General features: G+C 60.9%; 19 protein-coding genes and 4 pseudogenes. 12 read left to right on the top strand and 11 right to left on the bottom strand.

The window, feature by feature from the left end; all coding sequences use genetic code 11:
- Positions 1–46: 46 nt before the first annotated feature.
- Together FJW06_RS17065 and FJW06_RS17060 are read right to left on the bottom strand one after the other, a co-directional pair.
- Positions 47–460, bottom strand: coding sequence for a MucR family transcriptional regulator (locus FJW06_RS17065; RefSeq protein WP_140753454.1), 414 nt, complete (start codon positions 458–460; stop codon positions 47–49).
- Between the two features lie 206 nt (positions 461–666).
- Positions 667–1914, bottom strand: coding sequence for a diguanylate cyclase (locus FJW06_RS17060; protein ID WP_181178367.1), 1248 nt, complete (start codon positions 1912–1914; stop codon positions 667–669).
- A 287-nt stretch (positions 1915–2201) separates the two neighbouring features.
- On the opposite strand from FJW06_RS17060, the gene FJW06_RS30165 reads away from it, so the two are divergent.
- From FJW06_RS30165 to FJW06_RS17050, 3 genes are all read left to right on the top strand, one after another.
- The gene (locus tag FJW06_RS30165) at positions 2202–2375 is read left to right on the top strand and encodes a hypothetical protein (RefSeq protein WP_181178365.1); all 174 of its coding nucleotides are present in this window, start codon (positions 2202–2204) and stop codon (positions 2373–2375) included.
- A 344-nt stretch (positions 2376–2719) separates the two neighbouring features.
- Positions 2720–2929, top strand: a complete 210-nt coding sequence (locus FJW06_RS17055; protein WP_095769174.1) for a cold-shock protein — start codon at positions 2720–2722, stop codon at positions 2927–2929.
- Between the two features lie 165 nt (positions 2930–3094).
- Positions 3095–3370, top strand: coding sequence for a hypothetical protein (locus tag FJW06_RS17050; RefSeq protein ID WP_140753452.1), 276 nt, complete (start codon positions 3095–3097; stop codon positions 3368–3370).
- 27 nt (positions 3371–3397) lie between these two features.
- On the opposite strand, the pseudogene FJW06_RS17045 reads toward FJW06_RS17050, so the two are convergent.
- A pseudogene (locus FJW06_RS17045) lies at positions 3398–3550 on the bottom strand (2-deoxy-D-gluconate 3-dehydrogenase); the annotation flags it as partial.
- A gap of 476 nt (positions 3551–4026) precedes the next feature.
- Between FJW06_RS17045 and FJW06_RS17040 the strand changes: the two are divergent.
- Both FJW06_RS17040 and FJW06_RS17035 read left to right on the top strand, forming a co-directional pair.
- Positions 4027–6114: a N,N-dimethylformamidase beta subunit family domain-containing protein gene (locus FJW06_RS17040; protein WP_140753394.1), complete on the top strand. Its 2088-nt coding sequence runs from the start codon at positions 4027–4029 to the stop codon at positions 6112–6114.
- Between the two features lie 167 nt (positions 6115–6281).
- A pseudogene (locus tag FJW06_RS17035) lies at positions 6282–6587 on the top strand (SOS response-associated peptidase family protein); the annotation flags it as partial.
- Between the two features lie 360 nt (positions 6588–6947).
- On the opposite strand, the gene FJW06_RS17030 reads toward FJW06_RS17035, so the two are convergent.
- Positions 6948–7286: a hypothetical protein gene (locus tag FJW06_RS17030; RefSeq protein ID WP_140753392.1), complete on the bottom strand. Its 339-nt coding sequence runs from the start codon at positions 7284–7286 to the stop codon at positions 6948–6950.
- A gap of 512 nt (positions 7287–7798) precedes the next feature.
- Here FJW06_RS17030 and FJW06_RS17025 point away from each other — a divergent pair.
- Positions 7799–9031, top strand: a complete 1233-nt coding sequence (locus tag FJW06_RS17025) for a pilus assembly protein TadG-related protein (RefSeq protein WP_181178363.1) — start codon at positions 7799–7801, stop codon at positions 9029–9031.
- Positions 9032–9696: 665 nt separating this feature from the next.
- Positions 9697–10758 (top strand): aromatic ring-hydroxylating dioxygenase subunit alpha, encoded by a 1062-nt coding sequence (locus FJW06_RS17020; RefSeq protein WP_140753391.1) that lies wholly within the window; start codon positions 9697–9699, stop codon positions 10756–10758.
- Positions 10759–11136: 378 nt separating this feature from the next.
- On the opposite strand, the pseudogene FJW06_RS17015 reads toward FJW06_RS17020, so the two are convergent.
- Positions 11137–11312 (bottom strand): annotated as a pseudogene (locus FJW06_RS17015) (transposase); the annotation flags it as partial.
- A gap of 250 nt (positions 11313–11562) precedes the next feature.
- Here FJW06_RS17015 and FJW06_RS17010 point away from each other — a divergent pair.
- Positions 11563–12051, top strand: a complete 489-nt coding sequence (locus FJW06_RS17010; protein ID WP_140753390.1) for a hypothetical protein — start codon at positions 11563–11565, stop codon at positions 12049–12051.
- Between the two features lie 61 nt (positions 12052–12112).
- On the opposite strand, the gene FJW06_RS17005 is transcribed toward FJW06_RS17010, so the two are convergent.
- From FJW06_RS17005 to FJW06_RS16990, 4 genes are all read right to left on the bottom strand, one after another.
- Positions 12113–13213, bottom strand: a complete 1101-nt coding sequence (locus FJW06_RS17005) for a glycosyltransferase family 9 protein (RefSeq protein WP_140753389.1) — start codon at positions 13211–13213, stop codon at positions 12113–12115.
- A gap of 148 nt (positions 13214–13361) precedes the next feature.
- Positions 13362–14075 carry a hypothetical protein gene (locus tag FJW06_RS17000; RefSeq protein ID WP_140753388.1) on the bottom strand — a complete coding sequence of 238 codons (714 nt, stop codon included), beginning with the start codon at positions 14073–14075 and terminating at the stop codon, positions 13362–13364.
- On the bottom strand, positions 14072–14725 hold the full coding sequence (locus FJW06_RS16995) for a hypothetical protein (protein WP_246674651.1): 654 nt from the start codon (positions 14723–14725) through the stop codon (positions 14072–14074). Before FJW06_RS16995 ends, FJW06_RS17000 begins: the two co-directional genes overlap by 4 nt.
- Before the next feature lie 250 nt (positions 14726–14975).
- A complete protein-coding gene (locus FJW06_RS16990; protein WP_348644052.1) occupies positions 14976–17057 on the bottom strand; it encodes an acyltransferase family protein in 2082 nt (693 codons plus the stop codon).
- A gap of 753 nt (positions 17058–17810) precedes the next feature.
- Here FJW06_RS16990 and FJW06_RS16985 point away from each other — a divergent pair.
- From FJW06_RS16985 to FJW06_RS16970, 4 genes and pseudogenes are all read left to right on the top strand, one after another.
- Positions 17811–18139, top strand: a pseudogene (locus FJW06_RS16985) (ATP-binding protein); the annotation flags it as partial.
- A 24-nt stretch (positions 18140–18163) separates the two neighbouring features.
- On the top strand, positions 18164–18715 hold the full coding sequence (locus FJW06_RS16980; RefSeq protein WP_140753386.1) for a phosphatase PAP2 family protein: 552 nt from the start codon (positions 18164–18166) through the stop codon (positions 18713–18715).
- A gap of 1407 nt (positions 18716–20122) precedes the next feature.
- Positions 20123–20308: a hypothetical protein gene (locus tag FJW06_RS16975; RefSeq protein ID WP_140753385.1), complete on the top strand. Its 186-nt coding sequence runs from the start codon at positions 20123–20125 to the stop codon at positions 20306–20308.
- A gap of 523 nt (positions 20309–20831) precedes the next feature.
- The gene (locus FJW06_RS16970) at positions 20832–21038 is read left to right on the top strand and encodes a hypothetical protein (RefSeq protein WP_140753384.1); all 207 of its coding nucleotides are present in this window, start codon (positions 20832–20834) and stop codon (positions 21036–21038) included.
- Positions 21039–21044: 6 nt separating this feature from the next.
- On the opposite strand, the gene FJW06_RS16965 is transcribed toward FJW06_RS16970, so the two are convergent.
- Positions 21045–21590: an invasion associated locus B family protein gene (locus tag FJW06_RS16965; RefSeq protein WP_140753383.1), complete on the bottom strand. Its 546-nt coding sequence runs from the start codon at positions 21588–21590 to the stop codon at positions 21045–21047.
- Between the two features lie 115 nt (positions 21591–21705).
- Positions 21706–26379 (bottom strand): autotransporter outer membrane beta-barrel domain-containing protein, encoded by a 4674-nt coding sequence (locus FJW06_RS16960; protein WP_140753382.1) that lies wholly within the window; start codon positions 26377–26379, stop codon positions 21706–21708.
- Positions 26380–26390 lie beyond the last annotated feature (11 nt).

Below are 26390 nucleotides of genomic sequence, written 5' to 3'. Positions count from 1 at the left end.
AAGTTGGAGCGAGAAGATGGCGCCTACCGGCTCAAGATGCGGGCCTTTATTTCGTCGCGCGCCTGGCCGGAGCTTTCCTCGTCGGCTTCGATGCCTTTCGACCGAGTCCGCTTGACTTTGCCAGAGCGGATCGCTGAGCCGCATAGTTCGGCGCGACCATCGGATAGTCGCGCGCCAAGCCCCATTTCTCGCGGTACTCATCAGGAGTGAGGCCGTAATGCACGCTGAGATGGCGCTTGAGCGACTTGAACTTCTTCCCGTCTTCAAGCGAGATGATGTAGTCAGGAAACACCGATCGCTTCGGATTGACGGCAGGCTGCTGAGCCGGCTTTGCGGGTTCAACCTGCTGCCCGACTTTGGAGAGGGACGAATTCACACTTTGAATCAGCTCAGGCAGGGACGCGGGCGGCACTGCATTATTGCTGACGTAAGCCGACACGATATCGGCTGTCAGGGCCATCAATGCGCTCTGCGAATTCAATGCTTGCTCGGACACGCAACAACTCCTCGATGATTGAGACACGAAATCTCTAGCGGGTTCTCAGGGAATTACCAGCCGAGCGGAGATGCACTTCTCTGTTATGTTACGCCGTCTCGATGAGCATTCGATAGACAGCCATCGGGTGAGCAATCCATTTGCGGTTTAGCTTGGGCTCTGGCCTATGATCACGAAGAGCGGCTAACTTGGTCCATCGCGCCGTGGAGCAGGACCCGGTTCCGGCCGGTTTGCTTAGCCAGGTAAAGTGCGGCGTCCGCTTGGCCCTGTAACTGCTCCGGTGAACTGGCCTCGTCAGCAGTCTGAACTGCAACTCCAATGCTGAGCGTGACGCTGCGCGAGACGCGGGATCCTGGGTTGGGCAAAGCAGCGGCCTCAACGCTCTTACGAATCCGCTCAGCCACAGAGACAGCCTCTTCGTCCGTCACCCCAGGCAGGAGCACGAGGAACTCTTCGCCACCGTAGCGGGCAACATGATCTCGATCGCGCCTGACGTTTTCCTGGATGATATTGGCGACCTCCACCAGACAGCGATCGCCCTCCGCGTGGCCGAGCTGATCGTTCAGCTTTTTGAAGTGATCAATGTCGCACATAAGCATCGCAGCACCGTTGAGGCAACGTTTGTCAGTTCCCCACAGGTGGTCGAGCGTTTCCGTCATCCAGCGGCGGTTGGCGATGCCCGTGAGCGGATCGGTGTTCGCCAGCAGTTCCAGCCGATCATTCGCCCTAGCCAATTCGGCGACCCTGCGCCGATCGCGCAACTCAAACAGGAAAGTCTTCTGAGCGAGAATTGTCATGATGCGCCGGGCTGCAACGGTCGCGAAGATGCCGCTAGCGAAGAACAGCGTTCCATCAATCGCGCTCCCATGCTCGATGGCCGGATTCTGCACCTGAAACACGAGATACAGTCCGAGCGCCAGCGCCGCAATCGTGACCGTCCAGACCAGCGGGATACCGAAGATGATGATGGCTGTAATGGCCACGAACAGCATGACGTTCAATTGCCGTTCATAGAACTCGCCGCCAGCCGCTACGCCAACCAGGGCAATCGACAACAAGATCAGGAACATACCTGTAATCAGCGAAGCTCCTTCGAGCCAGGAGGGGCTCGGCTTTCGCCATACGAGAACCACTGCGATGACGGCAGGCGGAATAATGGCTCCAGGCAGGAGCATAGATCGCGCGATTGCGGTTGGGAGCACCAGCATGTTGAGCGCCAGCGTCAGAATATCCAACACAGCCACCCAGATCATCCAGGCGCGGATGATCTTCGCCGTTTGCGACCAGACTCGTGCGCGAAACCGACGCTTGACCTCACCTTTGAGGCGGATATCGCGCGTTCGGTGCGCCAGAAGCCGGTCAACTTCGGCAGCTAACCCAGGGTCATCCTGCACATCGAGGTGCATGAGATCTGTCATAGCCGAAGCCTTGCGCTTTCTCCTGATCATCCATTCGAACCCGATCCGGGGTGTCGCAAGCCGCGAGCCTGGCAAACTTTCCTGAAGATTTCATTGCCAGGCACGGTGTATTCCAAGAACCTAGGCTGCGGCCAAGGACGCGGGAATATTGGTGCTGATTGGTTTTGCGCGGAGCTGGCGGCGCGACCGATAGGAGACGCCGTTTCTTTTGCCCAGCTAAAGATACCTGGAACCTATGCGGCCAAGTTTGCGTTCCCGGCGGGGGCGTCCAGGAAAGTACGAAATCGATGGGGCCGGAACCGCAGGCGGTGGTCGCAAAAGCCGTGCGCAGGCTTATCAGGACCGAAGCGAATCGGCGTGCCCTTCGGAAATTGCTGGGGCTGGAACTGATCGACCAATCGCTAACCAACCAAGAGGTCTCGCTGCTTGAGGAGCTGGAGCGAGCCCAGCAGGCCGATTGAACATTGCGTGGCATCGAACTGCCAAGGGTCCGCTGGGGCCGTCTATCCCCGACAAGTGGTGGGTTCCTCCCTGGAGGCTCGGCATCCGCCACCTCCTCAGCTCTCATCAGATCGTGCACGTGTTCGCCCGAACATCAATAAGTTGTATTCGGCGACCAAAAAAACCAAAAGTTGACATTGTTGGAAAGGCAGCATAGAAGCTGGTCGTCGATATTGCTGGCTGAGCTTTGGTTATCGCGCGCTTGGCAACGCGCCCTGAACGAACTTTCTTTCAAAATCGTCATCTTCGGTCGGCAGCGCGTTCGCGCTGCCATAGTTCAATATTTGCTATGAAAGGGTTCATGATGACCACTGGCACAGTTAAATGGTTCAATTCCACCAAAGGATTCGGCTTCATCCAGCCTGACAACGGCGGCGCCGACGCTTTCGTTCACATCTCTGCCGTCGAGCGCGCCGGTATGCGTGAGATCGTTGAGGGCCAGAAGATTGGCTACGAACTTGAGCGGGACAGCAAGTCAGGAAAGATGTCTGCCGGTAAGCTGCAGGCCGTTTGATCGGGTCAGCTTTCCTTTGACCACGGATGTACTGGCACTGTGAAAGCACGAGACCTAATGGGGTCAGGCAAATCTGCCTGACCTTTTTAATTTTCGGCGGAATGTGCGCTTCGAATGATGGAACATTGGCTGCGCCCCAAAGCCATGATGATCGAGGAAATCTCGATGACCAGCGAAATGGACGAGCTTCAGAAAATTAATACCGCCTGGCAAATCGCAATCCAGGAAATTCTCCGATTAGTCGTGCGGGACATCTATAAGACAGGCGACGAGGCTTTATTCTTGTCCCATATTAAGCGCCTCGAGGAGGATGCGATAGACAGCATCTCCACGGACCTGAGGCTGCGAGGGAACGACGAATGGACCGAGGTTCTCGTCAAAGAGAAGGCAAGCAATTTCGTCACCAGCCTTCTAACATCCTTCACCTTTGATCGCATCTGAACCAAACGGTGTTCGGACCCGGGCGTGCTGTGGGATCTTGGCGAGCATTGATTGCCGACATGCCTCGTTGCCGTAGAAGACTTCCGTCATTGCGGTCCTGAAATAGCCCGGGCGATGGCCTTGACCCAGATCCGCCCACTCGGCTGCCAGCGCGCGCGTCATGCCGAGCAGGCCCGACTTGCCGATGCCGCGGCTTGCGCCGGTGACAAGCGCTTTCCGGCCCGACAGGTCAAAGAGCGGAGCGTTGCGCATATAAGTCCTCCTTGGCACGGGCAGCGTTGCGACCTCTCACGAGCCTAGCCGGCGTAACTTACCTATACAAGCACATACAAATCGATCGGGCTGGTGCAGCGGTAGTGTCTTCGCCGGCCGGAAGAGGCGTTCCAATCGAATTGGCGACGCGACGGGATGGAAGCAACTCCATGCCAGCGGGCCACGCGCCGCCGCTCCTCGATGTAGTCACGATCGCCAGCCGGATGCGCCGCTTCGCTAGCCCGTCCACTCGGAACGATCCGAAGCTATCGGCACGCTACCCGAACCGGATATATAGCTGAAGCTAGGGTCATGGAGATTGAGGGCTATGCGCGATAACCGGCCGATCTGGCACCACGACTGCGAAGTCGCTCCGTCCTTCATGGATTTCAGAGGCACGATTGATGCGCCGCTTGGTTGACCACGGCGCGATGGGCGCGGTCGGCTATGCCACGCCCTGGAGCGTGAGGCCCGGCCAGTGGGTGGAATTTTGCCTCTCCTGCAGCCGATCGGTGGAGAGCGTGCGGATATGCCGGCTGGACACGCAAGCCGCGGACTTTGTGAATTGGCCAATCGAGGCGACATCCGAGCCGGACGCACATCGCGGCTTCGATCAAGGATCGTACATTCGCCTGCGTGCCGAGGAGCTTGCAAAGGCGCCGGCTATCAAGGGCATCCGCTTTGAGCTGCTTCTCACCCGCAATACTGGGCCGCGCACGATCCTGCAAGCAGGGTCCTTGCTGCTGAGCTTTCGCGATGGGGCGATCAGCTTGGAGATGCGGAATCATCGTCTGTTCACTGCGCGGCCTCCGCTAGGCGTTTGGCTGACCGTCGAGCTTGGCCTGCATGAGGACGAGCCGTTCTTCAAGCTGAAATCTCACGACCTCCTCGCCCCTTATGAATTCAAGCAGCCCTTGCGCGACGCCGGATGGCATCGGCAACAGACGGACATCCTCCTCGGAGCGAGCGGCTCTCGAAGCGAGTTAACGCTCAATGCGAGATACGCGGCTATTCGGCTGAAGACTTCTCAAGGGCAAATCGCGTGGGATTTTCCGTCTCTGCTGCCGACGGGGCAGATCCTGTCGTGCGGCGGCCCGGTTCCGCTGGCGCTCGATGTGATCAATCAGCCTACCTTCTGCGTGACATCGGCGCGCTGGAACGGATCGAGCTTTGATCCCCGGCTCGTCCCTTCGCACTACGATGCCATCCATTGCCATGACGATGACATGGGACCGCTCCAATGGCCCGCTTCCCATCGCGCCGTCGTGCCGGCGGATGCAAAGCCGGGTGTATACGCATTCCAGGTGGAATGGGACGGCGGCTACGAGCGCATCGTCTTCTTCGTCACCTCCGCGCGTGTATCCTCGCCTCTGCTCTATCTGCTGCCGACCGCGACCTATCTCGCCTACGCGGACGAGTATCTCCCCGACCATCTCTATGAATGGAAATGCGATGACCGCGGGCACCGCTTTGCCGTCGCCAACAATCTCAAGTCGCTCTACGACTACCACTCCGACCTCAGCGGCGTGTCGATCTGCTCTTATCGCAAACCCAAGGCGACATTGCGGGACGACTACAACTATCCCCTGTGCGGCTGCCCTCACAACTTGCCGGTCGATCTGCATTTCCTCAGATTCTGCAACGAGAACGGTATCGCGCTCGACATCGTCACCGATCACGATCTGCATCAGCATGGGATCGAAGACCTTCGCGGGCATCGGGCAGTCGTGACCGGAAGCCACCCGGAATACATGTCGACCCAAATGGAAGGCGCACTGCGGCAATTTGCGGCCGAGGGCGGCAGCATCGCCTATCTCGGCGGAAACGGCTTTGCCGGAACGGTCGCTTTCAAGGACGACCTAATGGAATTGCGCCGCTCGCCCCTGGAATCGGGCCGCACATGGGACGGTCCGATCAGCGAACAACATCTGTCGATAACCAATGAGCCTGGGGGCCACCTTCGCTCTCGCGGTCGCGGCGAATTTTCGCTGGTCGGCGGGGCGATTTCGCTGATGGGTTTCGACGGAGCGCGCCCGTTCACGCGAACGCCCGAGAGCCACGCGCCGGAATGCGCATGGCTGTTCGAAGGCATCGACAACGAAACCTTCGGATCGGAAGGCATCGTGTTGGGTGCTGCCGCGGGCTACGAGGTGGATGCGACGGATCCGGCCTTGGGCACGTCGGCCGATACCATCGTGATCGCCCGCGCGACAGACTTTCCAGCCAGCTTCTTTCAGGATTCCTCGCGCTGGTATGGAGGCGGTGATGAAGAACGCGCCTGCCGTCGCTGCGCTGAAATGACCTTACGAAACCTTGCTGCGGGTGGCCTGATCTTTTCAGCAAGCTCGGTCGCCTGGTGCGGCGCGCTGCCAGCCGGCAGAACCATGAATGACGTGGGGAGGATGACCCTCAACCTACTCAACCATCTCTCGGCACGACAAAACGGGAGGCCAACTCCGAAGCGGGGCGATCAACCTCACGAGGAGGACTGAAATGGTGAAGAAACTGGGACGGAAATCACCATTGTCGCAACAGCCATGAGCGCCGCCTGTCCGGATACCATCAGGCACTGCAGCCATTGGCTGAGCTACGGGCCTGCTAGGGCGGCCAACGAAGAGCGTTTTAGAAGAACAACGTCGATGGCCCCGACCATGTCCGGATGGGATTAGAATTTGGCGGGGGCGCTGACCAGCGGCACCTTCGATGTCGTCGCCGGCCTCGGCCGGTGGTGCGCGCAAAGGACCGGTCATTCCCGAGCCATCGCTGCCTCGTGCCGGCGTCCGAATTTCGGCACCGAAGCCAGGGGAAGAACTACAGCTTTCGCATCGCCAACGGTGACTGGTTCTATTTCGCCGGCACCTGGCGGCCGGCGGCGCGCGATTGGCCGGAAGCCTACGCAATCCTCACGATCCGGGCCAATGCAGACATCGCGCCCTACCATGATCGGGGTTCTGGTATTATCAGATCGCGCGAGCCATCGACGAGCACGCGGTCGAGCCGGATCGGCCGCGCAAATCGATCGGCGCCGAGGATGCGTTCGCAGCCGACATCTTCGAGTTCGCTGCAGCAATCGCCGAACTTAGGCCGCTGACAGCCAAGGTCTGGGGACACTGATTGCGGCGCGGACGATGATCGGCCTCGGTGAAATAGCGGCAGATCGCCGACCGCCGCGTGGCCTGCGCCCTGCGTGCCAGCGCTCCGGTACCGACAGATCAGCCTCCCGCCTGCGGGACACCCGCTGCCAGACGGACTCGGACGGCACGAACCCGATGAGGCTGGCGAGTTCCTCGCGCAGGCCATCCTCTACGGCGCACTCGCGTTCCTACTATGATGGCCCGCCTGGGATATGAGGCCCGGAGCGGGTTTCTTGCGATTTTGATTCTCGAGCCGACCCTGGATTATCCTGAGTTCGAGGAATGTACAGCGCATCTCCAGACGGTATTTTTGCAGCGAATTGAAGAGTGAACAGGAGGCGGTTTGCATCGTCCGTCACATTCATGATCCAAGGGGTCATATGCTGCCAGAACGACTGCTTGTTGTCGTTTATCATCTCGCCAGCAGCACGCACCGCTTCCACCCGCGCCGCATCCAAATCCGGGAGGTCGACCCCATCGGGATCGGGAGTGAAGGTGCCGTTGTCGACGTGGAAATAAAATCTGGTCATGCTGCACTGGCCCGTTGAACAGAACCCAACTCTCGGCGAGCCGCTTTGTTGCGTCGGAGACCGTTCTGCCTTGAGGGGCCCTACCTCGGCCGGTTTGTCACATAGGAGAGCCCGCACCGAGGGGAACGATGCGGGCTCTTGTCGGAGGAAATGCCACATCCGACGCGGGCGCCATGTAAGGGATTGGGAGGGGCAGGCGCCGCGACTACCGAACTCCGGATTGTCCTTGATGTTCCGCCGACAAAGGTTGCTTAGATCTGTCGCAGCGAAAAAAGGCCGCCGCCGGGGAGGATGGCATTGGGCTTGACTGGAGTTGAACGAGTGCGGGGGCATGCCTCGGCCATAAAGGTTTCCGGTCCCATCGGCTCCGCGCCCATCCGGCGCTTTGTTGGTGCACGTGTTGCCGGCTGAATATCCCACCGCGGAAGCCCGCCCTTAGCGAGGCGGCGCCACACACATTTGCACCCAGCAATTTCACTATTCGTTCACGTATGCGCGCTTACTAATACTTGATGGCAGTGAAAACACGCATTTGGGCCTTAATGCGGGAAATCCGCCATGAAGCCGGCGGAAACGTCGCGACTATCTTCGCGCTGACCCTGCCCGTCGTCGTCGGCGGCGCAGGGCTGGGTGTCGAGACCTCCTATTGGTATTATTCGAGCCTAAAGCTGCAGGCGATTGCGGACGCGGCCGCCTATGCCGGCGCGCTGGAAAAGATCCAGGGGTCCGACATGACGACCATCACCGCGGCTGCCAGCTCGTCGGCGGCCTCGAACGGACTGGGCAGCGGCACCATCGTCGTTAACACGCCGCCCACCTCGGGGCCGAACACTGGCAAGAAGGCGGTGGAGGTGATCCTCAACCAGAACCTCGACCGGCTTTTCACCTCCATTTTCACCCAGACGAAGGTGCCCGAACAGGCGAGGTCAGTCGCGCTGATCACGGACGCTTCAAAGGCCTGTGTGCTGGCGCTCAATCCCTCAGCCTCGAAGGCGGCGCTGTTTTCCGGCAACACGAGCGTCAAGCTCACGGGCTGCTCGGTCATGGCGGATTCGATCGCCAGCGACGCCCTCAAGGTACAGGGCTCGGCAGGGCTGCAGGCCGACTGCCTCATCTCTGCGGGCGGTATTTCGCTGAACAACCCGGTAACCACGGTCTGCAAGTCACCGGTCACCAACGCGCTGCCCGCCTCCGACCCGTTCGCCAGCCTGCCGGCACCCGCTGCCAGCAACCCCTGCCAGAACATCAGCAAAGGCAAGCAGGCGCAAACGCTCCAGCCCGGGACTTATTGCAGCGGCATGAGTCTGAGTGGCACCGTAACGCTTTCTCCCGGGGTGTACGTCGTCCAAGGCAATATGAAGATTAATGGCAACGCGGTTGTTTCGGGCAGCGGCGTGACCATCTTCATGGCCGGCAGCAACACGGTATTCATTAACGGAAACGCCGCCGTGACGCTGAGCGCGCCGACCTCGGGCACGTATTCGGGAGTGCTGTTCTACGGCGACCGATCAGGCAGCAGCGCCTCCAGCACCTTCAACGGCACCGCGACTTCGCTGTTGACCGGCGCTATCTACTTTCCCAAGCAGCAGGTCAACTATCTCGGCAATTTCTCTGGCGTGAACGGCTGCACGCAGGTCGTCGCCGATACTATCCAATGGTCGGGCAATTCGACCATCAACCAAGACTGCTCAAGCTTGGGGATGAAGGACATCCCGGCTGCCCAGTCGGTTGCCGTGGTCGAGTAGCGTGTAGGATTCTGCAAGAAATCAATGGCTGTCGATGGTTAGCAACCCACTTCCTCGTATGATCTCGTATGGTCTGGCGAACCCAAGGACCAGGAGGACGGCTGGTTTCAGTCCAAGCGGGCCTTTCCCTTTCAAGGGGTTCCGGTGAGCGCATGAGCGGGGCTGGTTCGAGCCGGAACTAGACAGTCCGCTTCTGGTCCTCGCTACACAGAAAGCTGCCGCTTCGGATCTGTCTGACCTGGAAAGGTCTGCCTAGCCAGCCATCGACGCCATCCCGTCATTCGCAAGCGCATCATTCTGATACCCGCCTTTTACCAGGAGGACGACGAACTGGGCGCGACGTCGGCCTGGAACCTGTGCTGCGGTTTAGGCATCCGACGTGATGATCGCTGTCGACAATTAGGTCGGCGAATTAAACAAACCGCCGGGAAGCCATCGAGGCTCCTAGAAGTTCTCCATGGCAGCATCGCCCCGGACATTTGCCCGACCGATTCTTCGAACAGGTGGTGCCGTGATTGGCCGTCAAGAGCTGGAAATGAACCGCAACTCCAAATCTGCGTTGGAGCCAAAATTGCACGCCGGCTTACAGGCTGTGCGCAGCAGCGCCAAGTCCCTTGCGATGTCGCCCCGCTTACGACAGGATTGCCGCAACTGGAGGTTAGCCTATGACGCCAGACACCTTGCGGCCGGACCACCTGCCACTAGACACTCCGCCCGTGCAATACCTGAACCTGGACCCTTCGCTTTACGTCCGCGATGATATCTGGCAGCAGGAACGGGGCAACATCTTCGCGCACACCTGGCAGTTCATGGGGCCTGTCGCCTCGGTTGCGACGTCCGGTCAATACCTTGCCATCGACATCGCCGGCACGCCGATCTTCGCCGTCCGGGGCCGGGACGGGACCTTGCGCGGATTTAAGAACGTCTGCCGCCATCGCGGGGCGAAACTGCTGGCCGATGGCGCGGGCAAATGTGGGCTGATCGTTTGTCCCTATCACAAATGGTCCTTCGCCGACACCGGACGGCTGGTGCAAGCCCCGTGGTATGGCAAGGATCCCGCGATCATCGCCGAAGACTGGCCGCTGGAGACGGTGCAGTTGTCCGAATGGCGCGGGCTGCTCTTTGCGGCACTCGACCCGAAGGAAAGTCTTCTGGATCAACTTGGCTCTCTGCCCGCCGAAATGGCGGACGAGCCGTTGGAGACCTATGCCGCCACCGATCAGGCCACTGTCAGCTTTGCGGCGAACTGGAAGATCTACACCGACAATTTCGTCGAAGGCTACCACATCCCTGGCACACATCCCTCGTTCTACGCTGCCATCGACTTCGAAGCTTTCCAGACCACCGCCCATCCCGGTTATGTCCGGATGACCGCACCGCCGAAAGACGGTCTGTTCTATCGCGGCAAATGGCTTTGGATGTGGCCGAACTGGACGCTGTCGCTTTTCGATGGCGGCATGAACGTTAGCCGGATCAACCCGACCTCACCGCATCACACAGACCAGCACTACCATTTCTTCTTTGCCGACACCTCTGCAGAAGCATCCGAGAGCCGGGCGAAGTCTGTGCAAGGCACCCTGGCCGTGGTACGCGAGGACTATGCCATCTGCGCCGATACGCATCGCAACTATGCCGCAGGGGCCTATAGCTCCGGCCCGCTTTCGGGGCGGCATGAGCGGGGAGTGCAGTATTTCCAAGAACGGGTCGCTGCGGCACTGGGGCTGTGACCGTCCTGGCGTCCTTGTCCGCCGGATGATAGTGCGCCGGCTTGCCGCCGGCACGAGAGCCCCCGGCCAATCGAGGGTATAGGGCAGGCACGGTAAGACAAGTTTTCTGCGGCAACGAACAAGGAAAGGCGACATCCAAACTATCCGCGCCGCCGCTCGAGGTCGCCGTGTGCTGCTCACCATAGCGTTCAGCGATGCTCAATACCTAGATATGCAGTTGCGACTGACGAGGGGACTGGTTCGCCACGATCTGCACATCATTGCCGACAACAGCGTCGGCGAAAAACGAGCTAGTATGCGCGAGTCATGGCGCTGTCTATGTCAGGCTGCCCGTCAACCCGTGGACAGTAAAAAATGCCAGCCGGTCTCACGGCACTCCTTGAAGCGCGTCATCAGGCCTGACACCGCCTCGTAAAGCGCGCCGTACGTCTGCGTCGCCAGGCTGCGACACGCGTCGCGTGATGTCGAACATGGAGCCGGATTTGCCAGCGGCGCGAGGTCAGCCCGAAGTGTGTCGCGACGTCGCGCGAGCGGCGGAAGCGCGAGGGATCATCGTTAAGTCAGGGCACGCAGAGGCGCTCTGCTTCTCAGCATTTAGACCTGCGCTTTACATTTTGCTTGCCGAGGAACTTTTCCCCTCGGACCAAGTTGGATCGTCTTGGTTGGGGCCAAGGGCCATAAAGCCATGCAAAATCGTAAGTCCGTCAAGACCGCGCTTATCAATCATATCGCTGCGGTTCGGCTCGTTATTTCAGGCGTTCGCCTTGGGGCGGGCGCTTCGGTCGCCAAATAGCAGGAGAGGACTTGAAACTAGCCGACGAGGTCCGCCATAGCTCTGAAGATATCAGCGACCAAGTCCTGTCCGATGTCGTGTCTGCACTTCACCGACGGGTTAAGGTCAGCCACGAGTTCGATATTCCCTACATTGCTGGGTACAGCAGGGATGCAACGAAGATTTACATCGACCGACATCTGCCTCGCACCATCAGATGGAGAGGCAAGGACGTGCACCTCGAACCCTTTCTAGTGTGCCACGAAATTGTTGAGAAAGTTCTCTTGGACGAGTTGCGCCTTCATTATCTGCACGCCCATCAAATCGCCTCGCGCATCGAAAGAGAAGCCGTCAGAGGGGCTGGCCTGACCTGGCGGCACTACCAAAGCATCATCAAGAGCCATGAGAAAGCGATCGATGATGAACAGCTTCGCTGCGTGCCGGGGGATTTAGATCTCACGCCTTACAAGGATCTGAAGGATTACCGGTTGCTCCGACGCCTGGTCCAAGCATCGCAGTAACTCGTTGCATGGTATGGTCACGCGGGCCGATGATCGCTGTCGCCTACCGGAGCAAGTACGTTCAATTGGCGGCCTCATTCGCCTGCTGTCTCACTGCATCTATCAGGTCTCGTGTCGCTTGAGCGACATTGGCAACTGGCAGGCGATGAACGCAGTAGACGCGGCTCGGATTGCCGGGTTTGCACAAACCGGGCGCAACACACTGGCAAGGCAGCGGCGGCTCAACGGTGCGGTGAAGCACCCCCAAAGGTCCCCAGATGTTGGGCGACGTGAGGCCATACAGGCCCACAACTGGGGTTCCGACCGACGCGGCCAGGTGCATTGGGCCGCTCTCGTTTCCCAGAAAGATAAACGCGTCCGCAAGCAAAGCAGTGAGTGTCTCAAGCGAAACCTTGCCAACAACGCTCACCAAAGGGGACATTGCCAAATTCAGTATTGCTTGCTCGGTTGCGCGTTCATCAGGTCCACCGACTAGCAGTGACCGCAGGCCCGTCGCTGTATAAATTTCGTCGATTACTGCAGCAAACCGTTCAGGTTGCCAACGCCGCCCTTCGAACCCTGCGCCAGCGTGTACTGCCACAAAAGCTTTTGTAGCCAGATTGCTTTGCGCCAGAACCTGGGCAGCCGCGCTTCGCCCGACTGGTGTGGGCTCAAGCCTCGGTATTAGTTCGCGGGGTTCTATCCCAAGCGCCTTAAGCGGGGACAGATATCGGTACAAATAGTGCGCGCCTCCATGGCCGCGTGCTTCAGCAAATACGTTAGCAGGCTGAACTTCCCAAAACTTCAGAGGCCTGTCCGGGGGATTGTATCCGATGCGCAGCGGGGCACCGATTGCCCTCTGCACGACCCTTGATGTCTTCGAGTCAGTCACATCAATGGTGAGATCGAATTTTCGGCGGCGGAGGTCAGCGAGCAAGCTTGAATATTCCTTCACGCGCCGGAGCAGACTTCTACCAGCACTTCGACGGTCAAATCCGATGGCCTCGTCCGCAATATTCTGGCTGGTTACGAAGTCTCGCAGACCGGCAGCGCAAAGCATGGCTATCGCAGCGTTTGGGTAAGCGAGGCGCAGATTTCGCACGAGCACCGAGGTCAAAATGACGTCCCCGATGTACTTCGTCTGAATAACAAGAATGGACCTAATGTTCTGCCGATCAACCATCGACGTATTCAGCGCACCGAATTCCCGACGGTGGGGGATGCTGGTCGTTGGCCGGCTCGCACTCCGAGAAATCTTTATCCTATTTTTCAACGTCGGAGCCGGCTCATCTCTGCTATAAAGTTCGGAATTGGCTCATATTGCGGCTTGTCTAAGAAACACTCATGATGCCATCTGTCCCTGCCCACCAGGGCAATCCAGTTTCTGCAGCGAAGTCTCTATCCTCCGCGTAGATTGGCTCTCCTCTTCTCACGACCAGTCGAAGCAAAGCCGCATCCTCGTCGGCGTGATATCGAAAGGCATTTCGGGTGTCGTATCCATGCCCGGCCTGGGACAGGGAAAACCCGCTGACTACAACAGGAGCGAAGCCGGCGAAACGCGCCAGCAGGATTGCGAAGGCTCCGGTGGAGATTTTCCGGTGCCAGCGGCGGGACAAATGATATTTGCCGCTAAGCCGCCAGACGATGTTGGCAAGCTGCCATTTGGTAAGTGCTTGCAAGGTGTCATATTGATAGTTGAAGCTGCGACAACCCACTTTCAGCTTGTCCTCAACGTCCGCCCAAACTGGAATGATCAGATGCTTTGCCTGCCGCCCTTTTAACAAATCACGCTTGTAACAATCCTGCTCGCCCCCGCCGACCAAAATGCCGCGGCGTATCACGGCGACGTCAGGAACGGGGAGGCCGAAGGTTTCCGCCAAAAGCTGGGAAGCATTGACGGTCACAAGTGCCCAATCGGCATCGTATCCCTCAGGGAGGCGAAAATTCGGCGCCGACCCCATCACCAAAGCCGGCCCCGTGACTCTGGGCAAACGAAGAACGGGCTTTGAGAAGGTTGGCAAGTGCTTCAGAAGCGAAGTTTTCATGTGGGAGTCTGAACCGCGTCCTCAAACGCGCGCAGAATGCTCTCTTCTCGGCTCCACAATTCGTCCCATTGCGTGGCGCCAGACCAGCCCGCAAACCAAGGACCGCCAAGTGTGTAGTGCGCCAGCGAGACCTCGGCGGGGTCGAGTTCCGAAGCCGAAGCCCCTATGAGGTAGTTCCATGCCAAAGGTAATTCCCCGATCTCATGGTCCTCAAGCCATTTGAAGGCGTGAAGGTCACGTCCAGGCCAGGTATTGAGCATCTCGTTGGTCAGCCGTTTGTTGGAGGGGTGATCTAGATTCCACAAAACCACCGACGACCAGTTTTTGCGGCGATAGAACGTCTGCGTTTGTCCGTCCATCTTGACCGCTTCGGATTCGCGTTGCTGGTGCTTGACCGCCATAATCGCGTAGGAAGGATCGATTAGATCGAGCAGCTTGGCCGGATCTTTCAGGAACAGGACATCACAGTCGCAGAACATGGCCCAGCCGCTTTGCCTCATGAACGGAACGGCAAAGCGCGATATGGCAAACTCGGTCGCCATCGGTGCCTCGGAAATCGGGCACCAGAGCTTCCCATCACGAACCACCATCGGTCGCTTCATGATACCTTGGGCTTCAAGCTCTTTGAGCACGAGCGGCTGTATCTGCAACGGCCTGCTCGTCCTCCGATAGGCGCTCCATCGCGCCACGTCTAGAACTCGGGATTCGCGTGGGTCATACCCAATATAGATTGGTATCACGTGGCAACTCTATCTTTGGTGCGGGTTTACTCGACCTAAGCAGGGAATCTCAGCAAGCGGAAGCCCGATGTACAGCGGATCACGTCGGCGTGATCGCGACCCTGCACGGTGATCGATTAAATGCGCTACAGGGAAAGATCTCGGGCTGGCCCTCGGCAGCCTATCTTTGGACCGGATCTCCTTCGCTTGCGCCTCGGGCGACGAGTGAGGCGAATACGGGATCATACAGATAGGCGAGGCTTCGTGCCGCACTGGCCGTAAGATGGTCGGCATCCTTGTAGAGCGGCATGCCGTCGCGGACAGCCTCACAATGGCCTTTGCTGCAGAATGCGGGAAGCGGATCGACAATCCGAGCGCCGTACTTTGCCGCCAGGTCGGCCAGAATCGCGCGCGAGAGAGCCTGCCGCTTCGCGATATAGGCCCAGGGCGGAGCGATATCGGTCGAGCCGCCCGTGAGCATCGCCCTCGCGGCAGCCTCGGGGACGTAGCGGCCCATCTCAGGCACATCCATGACCAGCACGACCTTTGTGCCTTGCCGCGTAAGGTCGGCCACCAGCCGGTCGAGGGCTTCGCCGATCTGCCTGGATTTGTCCTCGAGCGGCGGGGGAATCGAGGCGTCGAAGAATATCCCCTCCTGAGGAAGCTCGCTGTCGTGCACGTATTTGGGCCAGTAGGCCACGAGGAATACAAGCGGAATCTGGCGGGCAGCGATAAGCCCGCGTACCGCCGTGTTGAATTCCAGGCAGGACTGCTCACCACTTGGGTTGGAAGGCTGCAGGTCGGGAAGCGGCGGACAGCCCTCACGGCCCGCGAAAAGGCCGGATACTCCTCGCTTGGCCGCGGCAACATCGATCGCGGGGGCCATTGCGCCGGAATGAGAGTCGCCCCAAACCAGAAAAGCCGGTTCTGCCTGGATTTTCGCTCCAAGTGCGCAGAGCCTTCCGGAACCGATGTCCGCTAGCGTCGGGCGGCTGTTGCCCTCGGAGTGCTCAATGCAACCGGATTGACTGAAGCGGCTGACGTCGTCGTGCGCAGCATAGACTTTGCGCACAACCTCCGGCAGCCTCGACGGCAGACCGCCCTCCCTGGCGACGTAATATCCGAATCCGATCGCTGCGGCCATCGCAGTGGCAGCGGCTACGAACAAGGGCCTGCGGCCGACGCGGCTGGCGCCGCCGCGGAAGGGCTTTTCGATAAAGCGCCATGAGAGAGCGCCAAGAATGATTGAGCAGCCGACGATCACGCCGCCTTGGGCCACCGACGGCTTGTGACCGAGAATGTAAGGCGTGAAGACGATGAGGGGCCAGTGCCAGAGATACAGGGAATAGGAGATCAGGCCGACAGACACCACGACCGGCATCTGCAGCGCTCGACCGATCGCACCGTCTGCGGCATGAGCGTGGATAACCAGTCCGGCGCCGAGGCAGGGGAGCAACGCAGCAAGCCCGGGGAACGGCATTCCTTGGCCGAAAGTGAAAACTGCAACGGCAATGAGGCCTATACCCAGCGCAGCCAACGCTTGCCGTGTAAGAGGCCGTGATGGCGGCGGCGCGACCTGGAAGGCCAGCAGAACGCCAAGCAGCAACTCCCAGGCGCGAAAATGCGAGAGGAAGAAAGCGCCCGCCGGCCACTGAAACACGCTCCAGGCGCTCGCTGCGAGCGATGCGATAAACAGTATTGAAAGCACGGCGACGGTTGGGCTGCGACCATATCTGCCGACTGTCATCAGCAGTACGGGAAACACGATGTAGAACTGTTCTTCGACAGCAAGTGACCACGTATGAAGCAGCGGCTTCATCTGGGTCCCTATGTCGAAGTATCCGCTTTCCTTCACGAACTGGATGTTCGAAGTGAAAAGGGCGGTCGTCCACATGCTGCGCCCGAAATATTTGAACTCCTCCGGCATGAAGAACATCCAGGCGCAAACGGCACAAGCTGCAACCATGGCGAACAGTGCCGGGAAGATTCGCCGGATGCGGCGTTCATAGAAACGCAGCAGGCTGAAGTCGCCTTCGGCGATCTCGCCTGCAATCAGCGATGCGATCAAATATCCGGAAATGACGAAGAACACGTCGACGCCGACGAAGCCGCCTTGGAAGCCGGGAATGCCTGCGTGGTACAGGATCACCGGTAGCACGGCGATCGCGCGAAGCCCGTCAATGTCGGCACGATAGGGCACCCGGCCCCGCGAACGTTGCAGCGTTGGTGCTTGCGCGATCTGACTCGGCAATACAACGTTCAACGCGATTCTCCCGAGGAGTTGCCGGCGCAATGCTCCTGTCGTGAGAATGTGACCGCGGTGGGGCGGGAGCGTGACTCAATCGCAGCACTCCACGTCGAAGTCAAAGACGCCGGATGGGGCGGGACAAAAGACGGGTGATCTTTGGAGGACATCGATGACATCTGCCGCGACCCAACCAACGAGTACCGCACGCTCTGGAAACGACCTGGGGCTACCGGCATTCGCCGCCCTTTGCGTTCGCGCAACGCCAACCAGCCCATGGGTTGATTCTGGGAGGGCGCGCGCGGGCCTTAGTCTAGCTTTCTGCCCCTCATGCGCAGACGCCCGGCCGAACACTCTTCATCGTTCCCGGCAGACCATTTTGCAACTTACGAAACGGTAAGGCCCGCGACAGGCCACGGTGAGTTTTGACTGATAAACTCCTGGCCCAAGGGCTCTGGGCTCACTCAAGCTATCGCGCCTTCTCCGAGCGTGTCGGGGAAATACGCTCGCAGTCGCCTTCAGCCACGCCGAGACCGACGAGCTGCAGGCAATCGTTCTCAGGGGCTTGGGGGCCACTGTGATTGTCCTCGGGCTTGCCGTAGTCAGTGGAACCCTGTTGGCAGCTCGCGTGCAGCATCTTGATACCATCGCCGCGACGATGGAATCCGTCTCACGGCAGGTAGGAGAGCCGCATTCCCCTGACCGGGAAGGGCAACGATATCGATGTCGTGTCCAGTGCTGACCCTCGCGCTAATCACCGGGTACAGCCCAGTCCTGGGCGACAGGGAACTGCTCACACAGCTGTTTGCCAACCTCGTGGAGAATGCAATCCGACACACCGGCACAGCCATCGAGATCGCGGTACGAAACGAGGGCACAACAGCTCTTGTCACGGTAGCAGACAACGGCCCCGGCATTCCAATAGGTGAACGGGAAAAGTCTTCGGCCGCCTCTACCGCATGGACAAGAGTCGATCGACGCCGGGCACCGGCCTTGGGCTTAGCCTCGTCAAGGCCATCGCCGATCTCCACGGCGCTGAAGTTCTACTTGACGACAACCACCCCGGCCTGCGTGTCACGACGCGCTTTCCCGCCCCTTAGCCCCTCTCGTCTGGATGGCAATCAATGGAACATTTCGATTCTGCACTGACCCAATGGATTAATCATTTCGCCGGGTCATTACCCCTTTTAGATGATGTTGCCATCGCCCTCTCCGCTCTCGGCGTGCCAGTGATGGTATTGATGGTCGTGGGCCTCTGGTGGCGCCGCACCGAGCGCTTCATGACGCGTCATGTAGCGATCGTGTCCGGTCTGGCGTTCTGCCTCGGGTTGACTTTCAACCAGCTTATTTTGCTGTTCATCCATAGACCACGTCCCTATCAAGCCGGCTTGACGCATCTTTTGATCACGCCGACTGCGGATTTTTCCTTTCCATCCGACCATGCAACGGCATCTGCCGCGATCGCGTTCGCCTTCTATCTTAGCGGTTTTCCCAAATATGGGTTGGGTTTCGCGGTGGTGGCATTCGTCATTGCGCTGTCTCGGATCTACATTGGCACGCACTATGTCAGTGACGTCGCCGGCGGCGCGCTGACGGCACTCGTAGCCGCCATTTTGGCGGGAGGGTTTTACCCGGTGGGCAACCGGCTAGACCACTGGCTCAACAGAATCTTTTAAGAGCCCCCCATGCCGCCCTGCCCCGACACTGGCAAACCCGGCGGCGCTGGTACTACAGACTCCGTGCGACTCAGCGGGAGACCGCTTCGGCCGCCGGGCCGAGAGCCTGCCCGAAGATCAACTGCTCCTTGGCCTCGATCTCGACGACAGTCTCGGCGAAAAATGACCGGAAAGGCCCGCCCTCCCCACACATCCATTCAGCAATGCTCCGTCCCTGATCTCGATAAACGGGTCGACATTCATCGACCGCAATGTCGCAATAAAATCACGAACGGTTGCAGCTGACGGCAATCCTGCGCCACCTCGCAACCATCTGTCACGACGCACGTTGGAACCCGGCTGATTGTTTTAGACGGGGAGTATGCGATGGACAGAATCGGCAAGCGCGGGAATGGTTTCGAGGGGTTCATAGTCTTTATGATCGGCCTTGCCGCCATAGGTGCTGGCATATCCATCTACTTCACCGGGATGAATTGATCTCACGGGAATTCAGAGCCCCCAACCCGGTACCGGAGGAGCGTGATGGCGCATCAGCGCGAAGCATAGGGAAATGCTAATCGGGGCGCTTTTCTCTCTGGCGGTCCACGTCGCTTGAGAACCAAGGCAATTCGTCTGCCATCTCGAAGCCGGCCTTCCAGCACAAGACCCCCGACTTGCCAGGTGAGCCCGATGACCGACCAAGTCCCGTCGGGATCGAGGTCGACATGGTAGCGCTCTTCTGCCATGTCACGACATACAGCGACCGACGCCTGTGGAAAGTAACCGCCGGTTCACTGTATCAGGGCATCTAGATTGAACGCAGCATAGATCGGCATAGCGTGGCTGTGCACCCGTTTCCCAAACCCGACGAGTGCCAACTCCGCCCCCCAAGCACGGCGGCCGACGCTTTCAAGTACCCCACTCCAACAGTATGCGTCGGCCGCTGGTCTTTTCGACGGCGCTATGACATCGAGGCCCACCACCGGCATAATCGCCGTGCCGCGCGCACGTGCGTGGTCACGCCCAAGGTTGGCGATCTGCGCGAGTGTCTCGTGCAGCGCTGCCCGGCTGCCGTTTCAGATCGTACCCGGATTACATCGGCAGGCAGAGCCATGAACATCGAGCCGGATGGCAAGGTTTCGGATGAAGCGAATCGAAGCGCTTCAGGCCGTTCTGGCTCGGTACGACGACAACAACGCCACGGTCCCCCAGTCCGCCTGCGGTCGCTTACCTTCAGAGTTTCCCAGTGGGCTTGCCTGCTCGCCGGTTGAGGGTCACCTGTAATTTTATCGCCAAGAGCAAAATTGCCACAGGAATCGGTGAAACCGCATGATCCATGGGGCATATAACAAATGTTAATGCCGATTGTTTCTGGGTAGACGAGCCAATACGGGAGACAATTAACGAGGGGCTTCCGGGGCGATCACTATGCGGCACAACGGCTATGCCACACCGGAACAGCTTGCGATACTTGCAGCCGCCCTCAAAGAGCTTGGAGCCGATCTGCCCCTGGCCAGTCCCGAGCGCGAGACGCTGGCGGCTGAGATCATGACGCTGTTTGAGAACGGCATCGAGACGCTGAATGAGATCAAGGCGGCACTCTTAAAACCATAAAAGGGCCCGCCGACCGGAGTCGGCGGGCAACGCTGGAGGAGCCTGGGTGCGCAAACTGGCAACGAGCGCGGCAGGCTACTCCGGGAACAGCGGGGAGCCCCGGTTGTTCCTCCGATAGCTGTAGCTGGCCCGTCAGTCGCAACGCGCGTGAGACGAACGTCGTATCCGTGAGCTCATAAGTCCTTCAGTATGAAACATTTTCTAGAGTCGGCCATTTGGGGAATGATGGCGAGAATAGTCCCTTCGTCGCCATCTCATGGATGCCCATCATTGCCTGCGATGATGGTGGGCATCCATCACCCAAGGTGCCAGCTTGCCGATTCCTCAAGAACTTGACTTGCCTCTTTCTCTGGGAACGAGGAGATGCTGCCCGCTCAAGAGGGTTGCGCGATGCGCGCTTCTTCTGGACGGTGGTGCTATCCGCTACATATCTGATCATTGGGCAGTTGCTCAAGGAAACCGCAGGGGCGCACGACTGCGGACAAGGGGCATCGGCCCGCTGATTTCGGGATGGAGGAAGGCCGTGGAAGATCACGCCGGCTCGGCGCCCAACATAGCTGACTTCGTCGTTCACAAGGTTCTGGACACGTTCGAGTACTCCGACCGCGGCGCGGTCGTCACGGTGGTCGATCCGCAGGGCGCACGGATCCGTCTCCACGTCAGCATCGCAACCGGGGAACTGCTTTGCGAGCACATTGCCGAAGCGCTCGAGCAGCGGTACGGGAAGTAGAGTCCTCTACTTCAGCAGCGCCGTGGTCCTGTCCACTGCACTAGGGAAGCCGTTCAGCGAGAGCGCCAGGTTGGTCTCCTTGCCGCCGTCGGCAACCACCTTGACCTTGAGGCTTTTGCCTTCACGCAGGGTCGCCAATGTCTCGGCGTCGAAGTTCAGGTCCACGAGGCAGCCGCCGGGGAGGCAGGTGCGGAAGCGCAGCGCCGGCAGGGCGGGGCCGTCATCCACCTGGAGCGTCACGCCCTGGTCCAGCGCAAGGCCGAACGGCAGCACGAGCGTTCCCTGCACGGCCTCGCCGGCCGGGCGCAGTTCCATCGCCAGCACACGCTGGCGCGACTGGCTGTCGGTCTGCTCCTGCGACAGCGCGCAGACCTTGACGGCGGCGCCGTTCTGGGTGGCGAGATTGCAGGACACAGTCCAGTCGCCATGTCCTTCCCTGAGTGAGGTCGCCCCTCCGGGGAGAGCCGCGGTTTCCTGCGCGAATGCGGCTGCCAATGAGAGCAGGCTTGCGGCGATCAGCGTGGCATATCCAATTCGTCTGTTTCGTTTCATCTCGTTTCCATCTTTCAAAAAATCAGGCTCCCCGGGAATGTCTACAATGGAGAATGCGCACGCCGCGCGCATTCCGATTGTCCAGCCGGGCTACGCCCGATGCTCTTCGATGCGGCTACCAGTGCACGCTCAAGCCGAGCTTGCCGCTGATGACATTGCTGTCGCCGAAGTTCGCAAGGCTGGTCTTGGCGAGCGCCTCGCCATAGACCGAGTACTTGCCGTCGGCAAAGTCGAGTGAGCCGCCGAGGCCGACGCCGCCCCAGAACTTCTGGTTCTGGCTGGAAAGCTTGACGCCCGAGACATCGACATCGGTTCCGTCGAGGAAGTCATAGTAGAGGTTGGCAATGCCGTAGACATGCGCCCGGCTCACCTGCCCGGCGCTGTCGGCCCACTGGTCCTCATAGTCGGCGGAGATGCCGAGGCGGCCGATCAGGTTATCGCCGTTGCCGGGCGACACGATCGCGCCGAACCGATCGGTGAACTTGTCGAAGTCCACCGCCGAGTAGGAAAGCTGCGCCTGCGGGGTCAGCGACCAGTTGGAGCGCAACGCGATCTTTTGGCCGCTCTCGATGCTGAGCGCATAGCCGAAGCCCTTGTTGCCGTCGGCAAGCTTGCCCAGCACGGCCGAGTTGATGTCGCTGTCATACCAGGTCGCCTGCGCCTGCGTGTCGACATAGAAGCCGCTGTTGCCGAACCAGGTCAGCGTGCCGCCGACGCCGTAGCCGGTGGCCGAGATCGAGCCCGTGCCGAAGGTCGATGACACGTCCGACGAAACGGTGCCGTAGTGAACCGTGATGCCGCCCAGCAGGATGCCGGCCTCGCTCTCATGCAGCAGGCCGTCGACGCCGGCGTTGAGCTTCCAGGTCGTCGTGTCGTAGTCGGTGCCGGTGGTCGAGGTCTTCGGCTCGAACTTGCCATGCGCGGCATCGATGCGCGCCCAGATGGCGTGGCCGTCGACCGGACCCTGGCCGGGCACGTCCGCGCCCTGCGGCGTCGCGCCCTCACCCCATGTCCGGTTGCCGATGCGCTGCTGCAGGGTGCCGAGTTCATTGAAGCTCTGCAGCACGCCCGCATAAGCCTCGTAGAGCGGCGTGCTGGGCGCATAGAGCGGACCGGTCTGGTTGATCAGGGTGGAGCGCAGATACCAGTCGCCGTCGGCCGGAGTGCTGACGCCGTTCTTGTAGAGCCGGTAGGCATAAGCGCCGCCGACCACCGCCTGGTCGCCCTCAAAGACATAGTCGCCGGCAAGCGTGAAGGTGCCGGCCGAGCTGCCGTCGATGTCGACGATCTTGATGCCCTCGCTGGTCTGCGCCCCCGCGCCGCCGACATTGGTGACCGCCAGGATGCCGGTGCCCGAGGTGTTGCCATGCACGACCAGCCTGTCGGTCGCAGAAGCATCGCCGTCGAGCGCAGCATTGATGAGGACCTTGCCGCCATTGCCGACATAGTCGCCACTCAAGGTGAGCACTGTTCCCGGTACCGCAGCGCCGAGCCGTACCGCGCCGCTGTTGTTGAGCGAGGCGACCGTCTGGTCGAAGCCGGCAAGGTCAAGCGTGCCGCCGGAAGCGACGGTGAAGGCGGACGTCGCGTTGAAGGCGCCGGCCTTGCCCGCCGCCAGGGTTCCGTCCTGCACGGTCGTCGCTCCGATATAGGAGCTGTTGCCGGCAAGGATCAGCGTGCCGTAGTCGACCTTGGTCAGCCCGGAGTTTCCAACCAGATCCGATGCGATAGTCGCCTTGTAGCCGGCGCTGCCGCTGGTGCCGTCGCCGACATTGATGATGGCCGGTCCGCCGGTCAAGGTGATGGCATCGCCCTCGATGCGATAGCCGTCGGCGGCGAACTGCATGCCGTTGACGGTGACCGCGCCGTTGCCGTTGTCCACCGTCACGGTGCCGGGCGTGCCCTGGAACACGGCGAACTGGCCATTGCTCCACGGCGCATTGACCTCCCCGCCGGGCGTCGTCCAGTTGTCGCCGGTGCCGGCCACCTGCCAAGTGCCGTTGCCGCCATCGACGACGTTGTTGTTCTTGGGGCCGGCATCGCCGTCCCAGAAGGTCAGCAATTGCCCGGCCGTGTTGATGAGGTTGACTTGGTTGGCGATCGACGTCTGCACCGAGTAATCGGGCGATGTCAGGGCGAGCCCGTTGTCGGTCAGCGAGCCGTTGTAGTTGAACACGCGGTAGACACCGGGGCCGAAGCTGCCGCCGGCGGTCGGCGTGATGTTGAGCGTGCCGTCGAGCGTCAGGTTGCCGCCGACATTGACGACGTCGTTCAGCGCGCCGCCGGGCGCGTTGGCCTGGCCGAAATTATACGCAAGGCTGGTGCCGCCGCTGAGGGTCAGGTTGCCGTTGATGGTCAGCGCGCCGGCGGCGTTGCCGCTGCCGCCGGGGCTCAGCGTGCTGCCATCCGCCATGGTGACATTGCCGCCGATGATGCCGGTGCCCCCAAGCGTTGCGCCGCCTGCCACCGAGGTCAGGCCAGTGGCGCCGGTCTGGTCGCCGTTGACGAGCAAGGTTCCGCTATTGACGTTGGTCGGCCCGCCATAGCTGTTGGCGCCGGTCAGGATCGTGGTGCCGGCGCCGATCTGGTTCAGGCCGCCGGTGCCGGAGATGACGCCGCCGAAGGTGATGGCGTCCGAGCGGTCGAAGGCCAGCGTGCCGTTGTCGACGACATTGCCAGCCAGACTGCCGAGAGCGCCGCCATTGCCGACCTGCAGCGTGCCCGCCGCGATCGTCGTGCCGCCGGTATGGGCGGCGTCGCTCGCCAGCACCAGCGTGCCGGTGCCGTCCTTGGTCAGGGCGCCGGCGCCGGTGATGCCGCCGCTCAATGTGGTCGTCGTGCCGGCATCGGTCAGGAACGTGCCGGCGCCGGCGAGCGTGACGGCGCGAGCGCTCGTGACATCCGCGGTCGTGTCAAGCGTGCCGCCATCGAAGCTCAGCCCGCCCGCCTCGACGCCGAGATTCGTGTCCGACGCGATCCGCACCGTGCCGCCGTTGATCGCGGTGCCGCCGGTGTAGCTGTTGGTGCCGGACAGCACCAGCGTGCCGAGATCGTCCTTGACCAGTTGGGTGTCGCCGGTGAGGTTGGAGGCGATGGTCGCCACAAAGCTTGCGCTGGCCGCGGTGCCGTCGCCGACGCGGATAGTCGACTGCGGCCCAACCAGGGCGATGTCGCCGCCCTGGATCAGGTAGCCGTCGGTGGCGAACTGCATGCCCGCGGCGCTGACCTGCCCCGGGGCGTTGTCGACGGTGACGGTGCCGGCCGTGCCGGCGAAGATCGCGAAGGCATTGTCCTGATAAGGCGCGTTGATCGCACCGGTGGCTTGCGTCCAGTTGTCGTTGCCGGCCGAGTTCTGCCAGGTGCCGTTGCCGCCATTGACAGTGCTATCGTTCTTTGGACCGGCATTGCCGTCCCAGAAGTTGAGCAGCAGGCCGGCGGTGTTGACCAGGTTGACTTGCTTGTCGATGGAGGTCTGGACGAAGAAGTCCGGCGACGGGATCGTGCCGACGTTAAGACCGTTGTCGGTCAGCGTGCCGCCATAGCTGATGACCCGGTAGATGCCGGGGCTGAACGTGCCGCCGGGCGCCACGCTCACATTGATGGTGCCGTCGAGCGTCAGGTTACCTGCGACCACAGTCAAGTCGTTGAGGGCGCCCCCGGCGACATTGGCCTGCCCGAAATCGTAATTGAGGGTGGATCCGCCGCTGAGCCCAAGCGCGCCGTTGATGGTGAGCGTGCCGGCTGCCCCGGCAGCGCCCGGGTTCATCAACCCGCCATCCGCCACGCTGACGTCGCCGCCGATCGTGCCGGTGCCGCCGAGCGTGCCGCCGGCATTGACCGAGGTTGGGCCGATGGCCGCCGACTGGTCGCCATTGACGAACAGCGTTCCGCCATCGACGACCGTCGGGCCCGCATAGCTGTTGTTCGCGGTGAGCGTCGTCGAGCCGCTGCCGAACTGCCTGATGCCGCCGCTGCCGCTGATCGTGCCGCCGAAGGTGACCGCGTCGGACCGGTCGAAGGCCAGGGTGCCGTCGTCGACGACGTCGCCGAGGATCGAGCCGGAGGCGCCGCCATTGCCGAGCTGCAGCGTGCCGGCGGAGATCGTGGTGCCGCCGCTGTAGGTGTTGGCGGCGGTCAGGATCGTGGTGCCGCTACCGATCTGGTTCACGGAGCCGGTACCGGAAATCACGCCGCCGAACGACAAGCTATCGGAGCGGTAGAAGGCCAGTGTGGCGTTGTCGGTGACATTGCCGGCGAGGCTGCCGGCAGTGCCGCCATCGCCGACCTGCAGCGTGCCCGCGGCAATGGTCGTGCCGCCCGAATGCGTGGCATCGCTCGCCAGCACCAGGGTGCCGCCACCATCCTTGGTCAGTGCACCCGCACCGCTCACGGTGTTGGTCAGCGTCAGCTTGGTCGCGCTGTCGGTGTCGAAGGTGCCGCCGCCGGCATCGAGGGTTACGGCGCGGGCAGAAGTGAAGGTGTCGGTGGTGTGCAGCGTGCCGCCGTTCAGAGAAAGACCGCCGGACGCCGCACCAAGACTGCCATTGCTGCCGACCTGCAGCGTGCCGCCATTGATGGCCGTGCCGCCGCTGTAGCTGTTGGTGCCCGACAGCACCAGAGTGCCGAGGTCGGTCTTCACCAACTCGCTGGCGCCGGTGAGATTGGAGGCGATGGTGGTCGTATAGCCGGCGCTGGCCGCAGTGCCGTCGCCGACGCGGATGATGCTCGAGCCGCCCACCAGCTCGATGTCGCCGCCCTGCACCACGTAGCCGTCGCTTGCGAACTGCATGCCCGAGGCCT

The organism is Mesorhizobium sp. B4-1-3 (genome assembly GCF_006439355.1).
GTDB lineage: Bacteria > Pseudomonadota > Alphaproteobacteria > Rhizobiales > Rhizobiaceae > Mesorhizobium.
This window is presented reverse-complemented; position numbering and strand designations above follow the sequence as displayed.

Excerpts from the sequence above, each read along its gene's own strand:
- FJW06_RS16965 (WP_140753383.1), bottom strand. The coding sequence starts at position 21,590 with ATGAAACGAAACAGACGAATTGGATATGCCACGCTGATCGCCGCAAGC.
- FJW06_RS16960 (WP_140753382.1), bottom strand. The coding sequence starts at position 26,379 with ATGCAGTTCGCAAGCGACGGCTACGTGGTGCAGGGCGGCGACATCGAG.
- FJW06_RS17030 (WP_140753392.1), bottom strand. The coding sequence starts at position 7,286 with ATGACCAGATTTTATTTCCACGTCGACAACGGCACCTTCACTCCCGAT.
- FJW06_RS17040 (WP_140753394.1), top strand. The coding sequence starts at position 4,027 with ATGCGCCGCTTGGTTGACCACGGCGCGATGGGCGCGGTCGGCTATGCC.
- FJW06_RS17020 (WP_140753391.1), top strand. The coding sequence starts at position 9,697 with ATGACGCCAGACACCTTGCGGCCGGACCACCTGCCACTAGACACTCCG.
- FJW06_RS17050 (WP_140753452.1), top strand. The coding sequence starts at position 3,095 with ATGACCAGCGAAATGGACGAGCTTCAGAAAATTAATACCGCCTGGCAA.
- FJW06_RS17065 (WP_140753454.1), bottom strand. The coding sequence starts at position 460 with ATGGCCCTGACAGCCGATATCGTGTCGGCTTACGTCAGCAATAATGCA.
- FJW06_RS16975 (WP_140753385.1), top strand. The coding sequence starts at position 20,123 with ATGCGGCACAACGGCTATGCCACACCGGAACAGCTTGCGATACTTGCA.
- FJW06_RS17025 (WP_181178363.1), top strand. The coding sequence starts at position 7,799 with ATGGCAGTGAAAACACGCATTTGGGCCTTAATGCGGGAAATCCGCCAT.
- FJW06_RS17060 (WP_181178367.1), bottom strand. The coding sequence starts at position 1,914 with ATGACAGATCTCATGCACCTCGATGTGCAGGATGACCCTGGGTTAGCT.
- FJW06_RS17055 (WP_095769174.1), top strand. The coding sequence starts at position 2,720 with ATGACCACTGGCACAGTTAAATGGTTCAATTCCACCAAAGGATTCGGC.
- FJW06_RS16980 (WP_140753386.1), top strand. The coding sequence starts at position 18,164 with ATGGAACATTTCGATTCTGCACTGACCCAATGGATTAATCATTTCGCC.
- FJW06_RS17000 (WP_140753388.1), bottom strand. The coding sequence starts at position 14,075 with ATGAAAACTTCGCTTCTGAAGCACTTGCCAACCTTCTCAAAGCCCGTT.
- FJW06_RS30165 (WP_181178365.1), top strand. The coding sequence starts at position 2,202 with ATGGGGCCGGAACCGCAGGCGGTGGTCGCAAAAGCCGTGCGCAGGCTT.
- FJW06_RS17005 (WP_140753389.1), bottom strand. The coding sequence starts at position 13,213 with ATGGTTGATCGGCAGAACATTAGGTCCATTCTTGTTATTCAGACGAAG.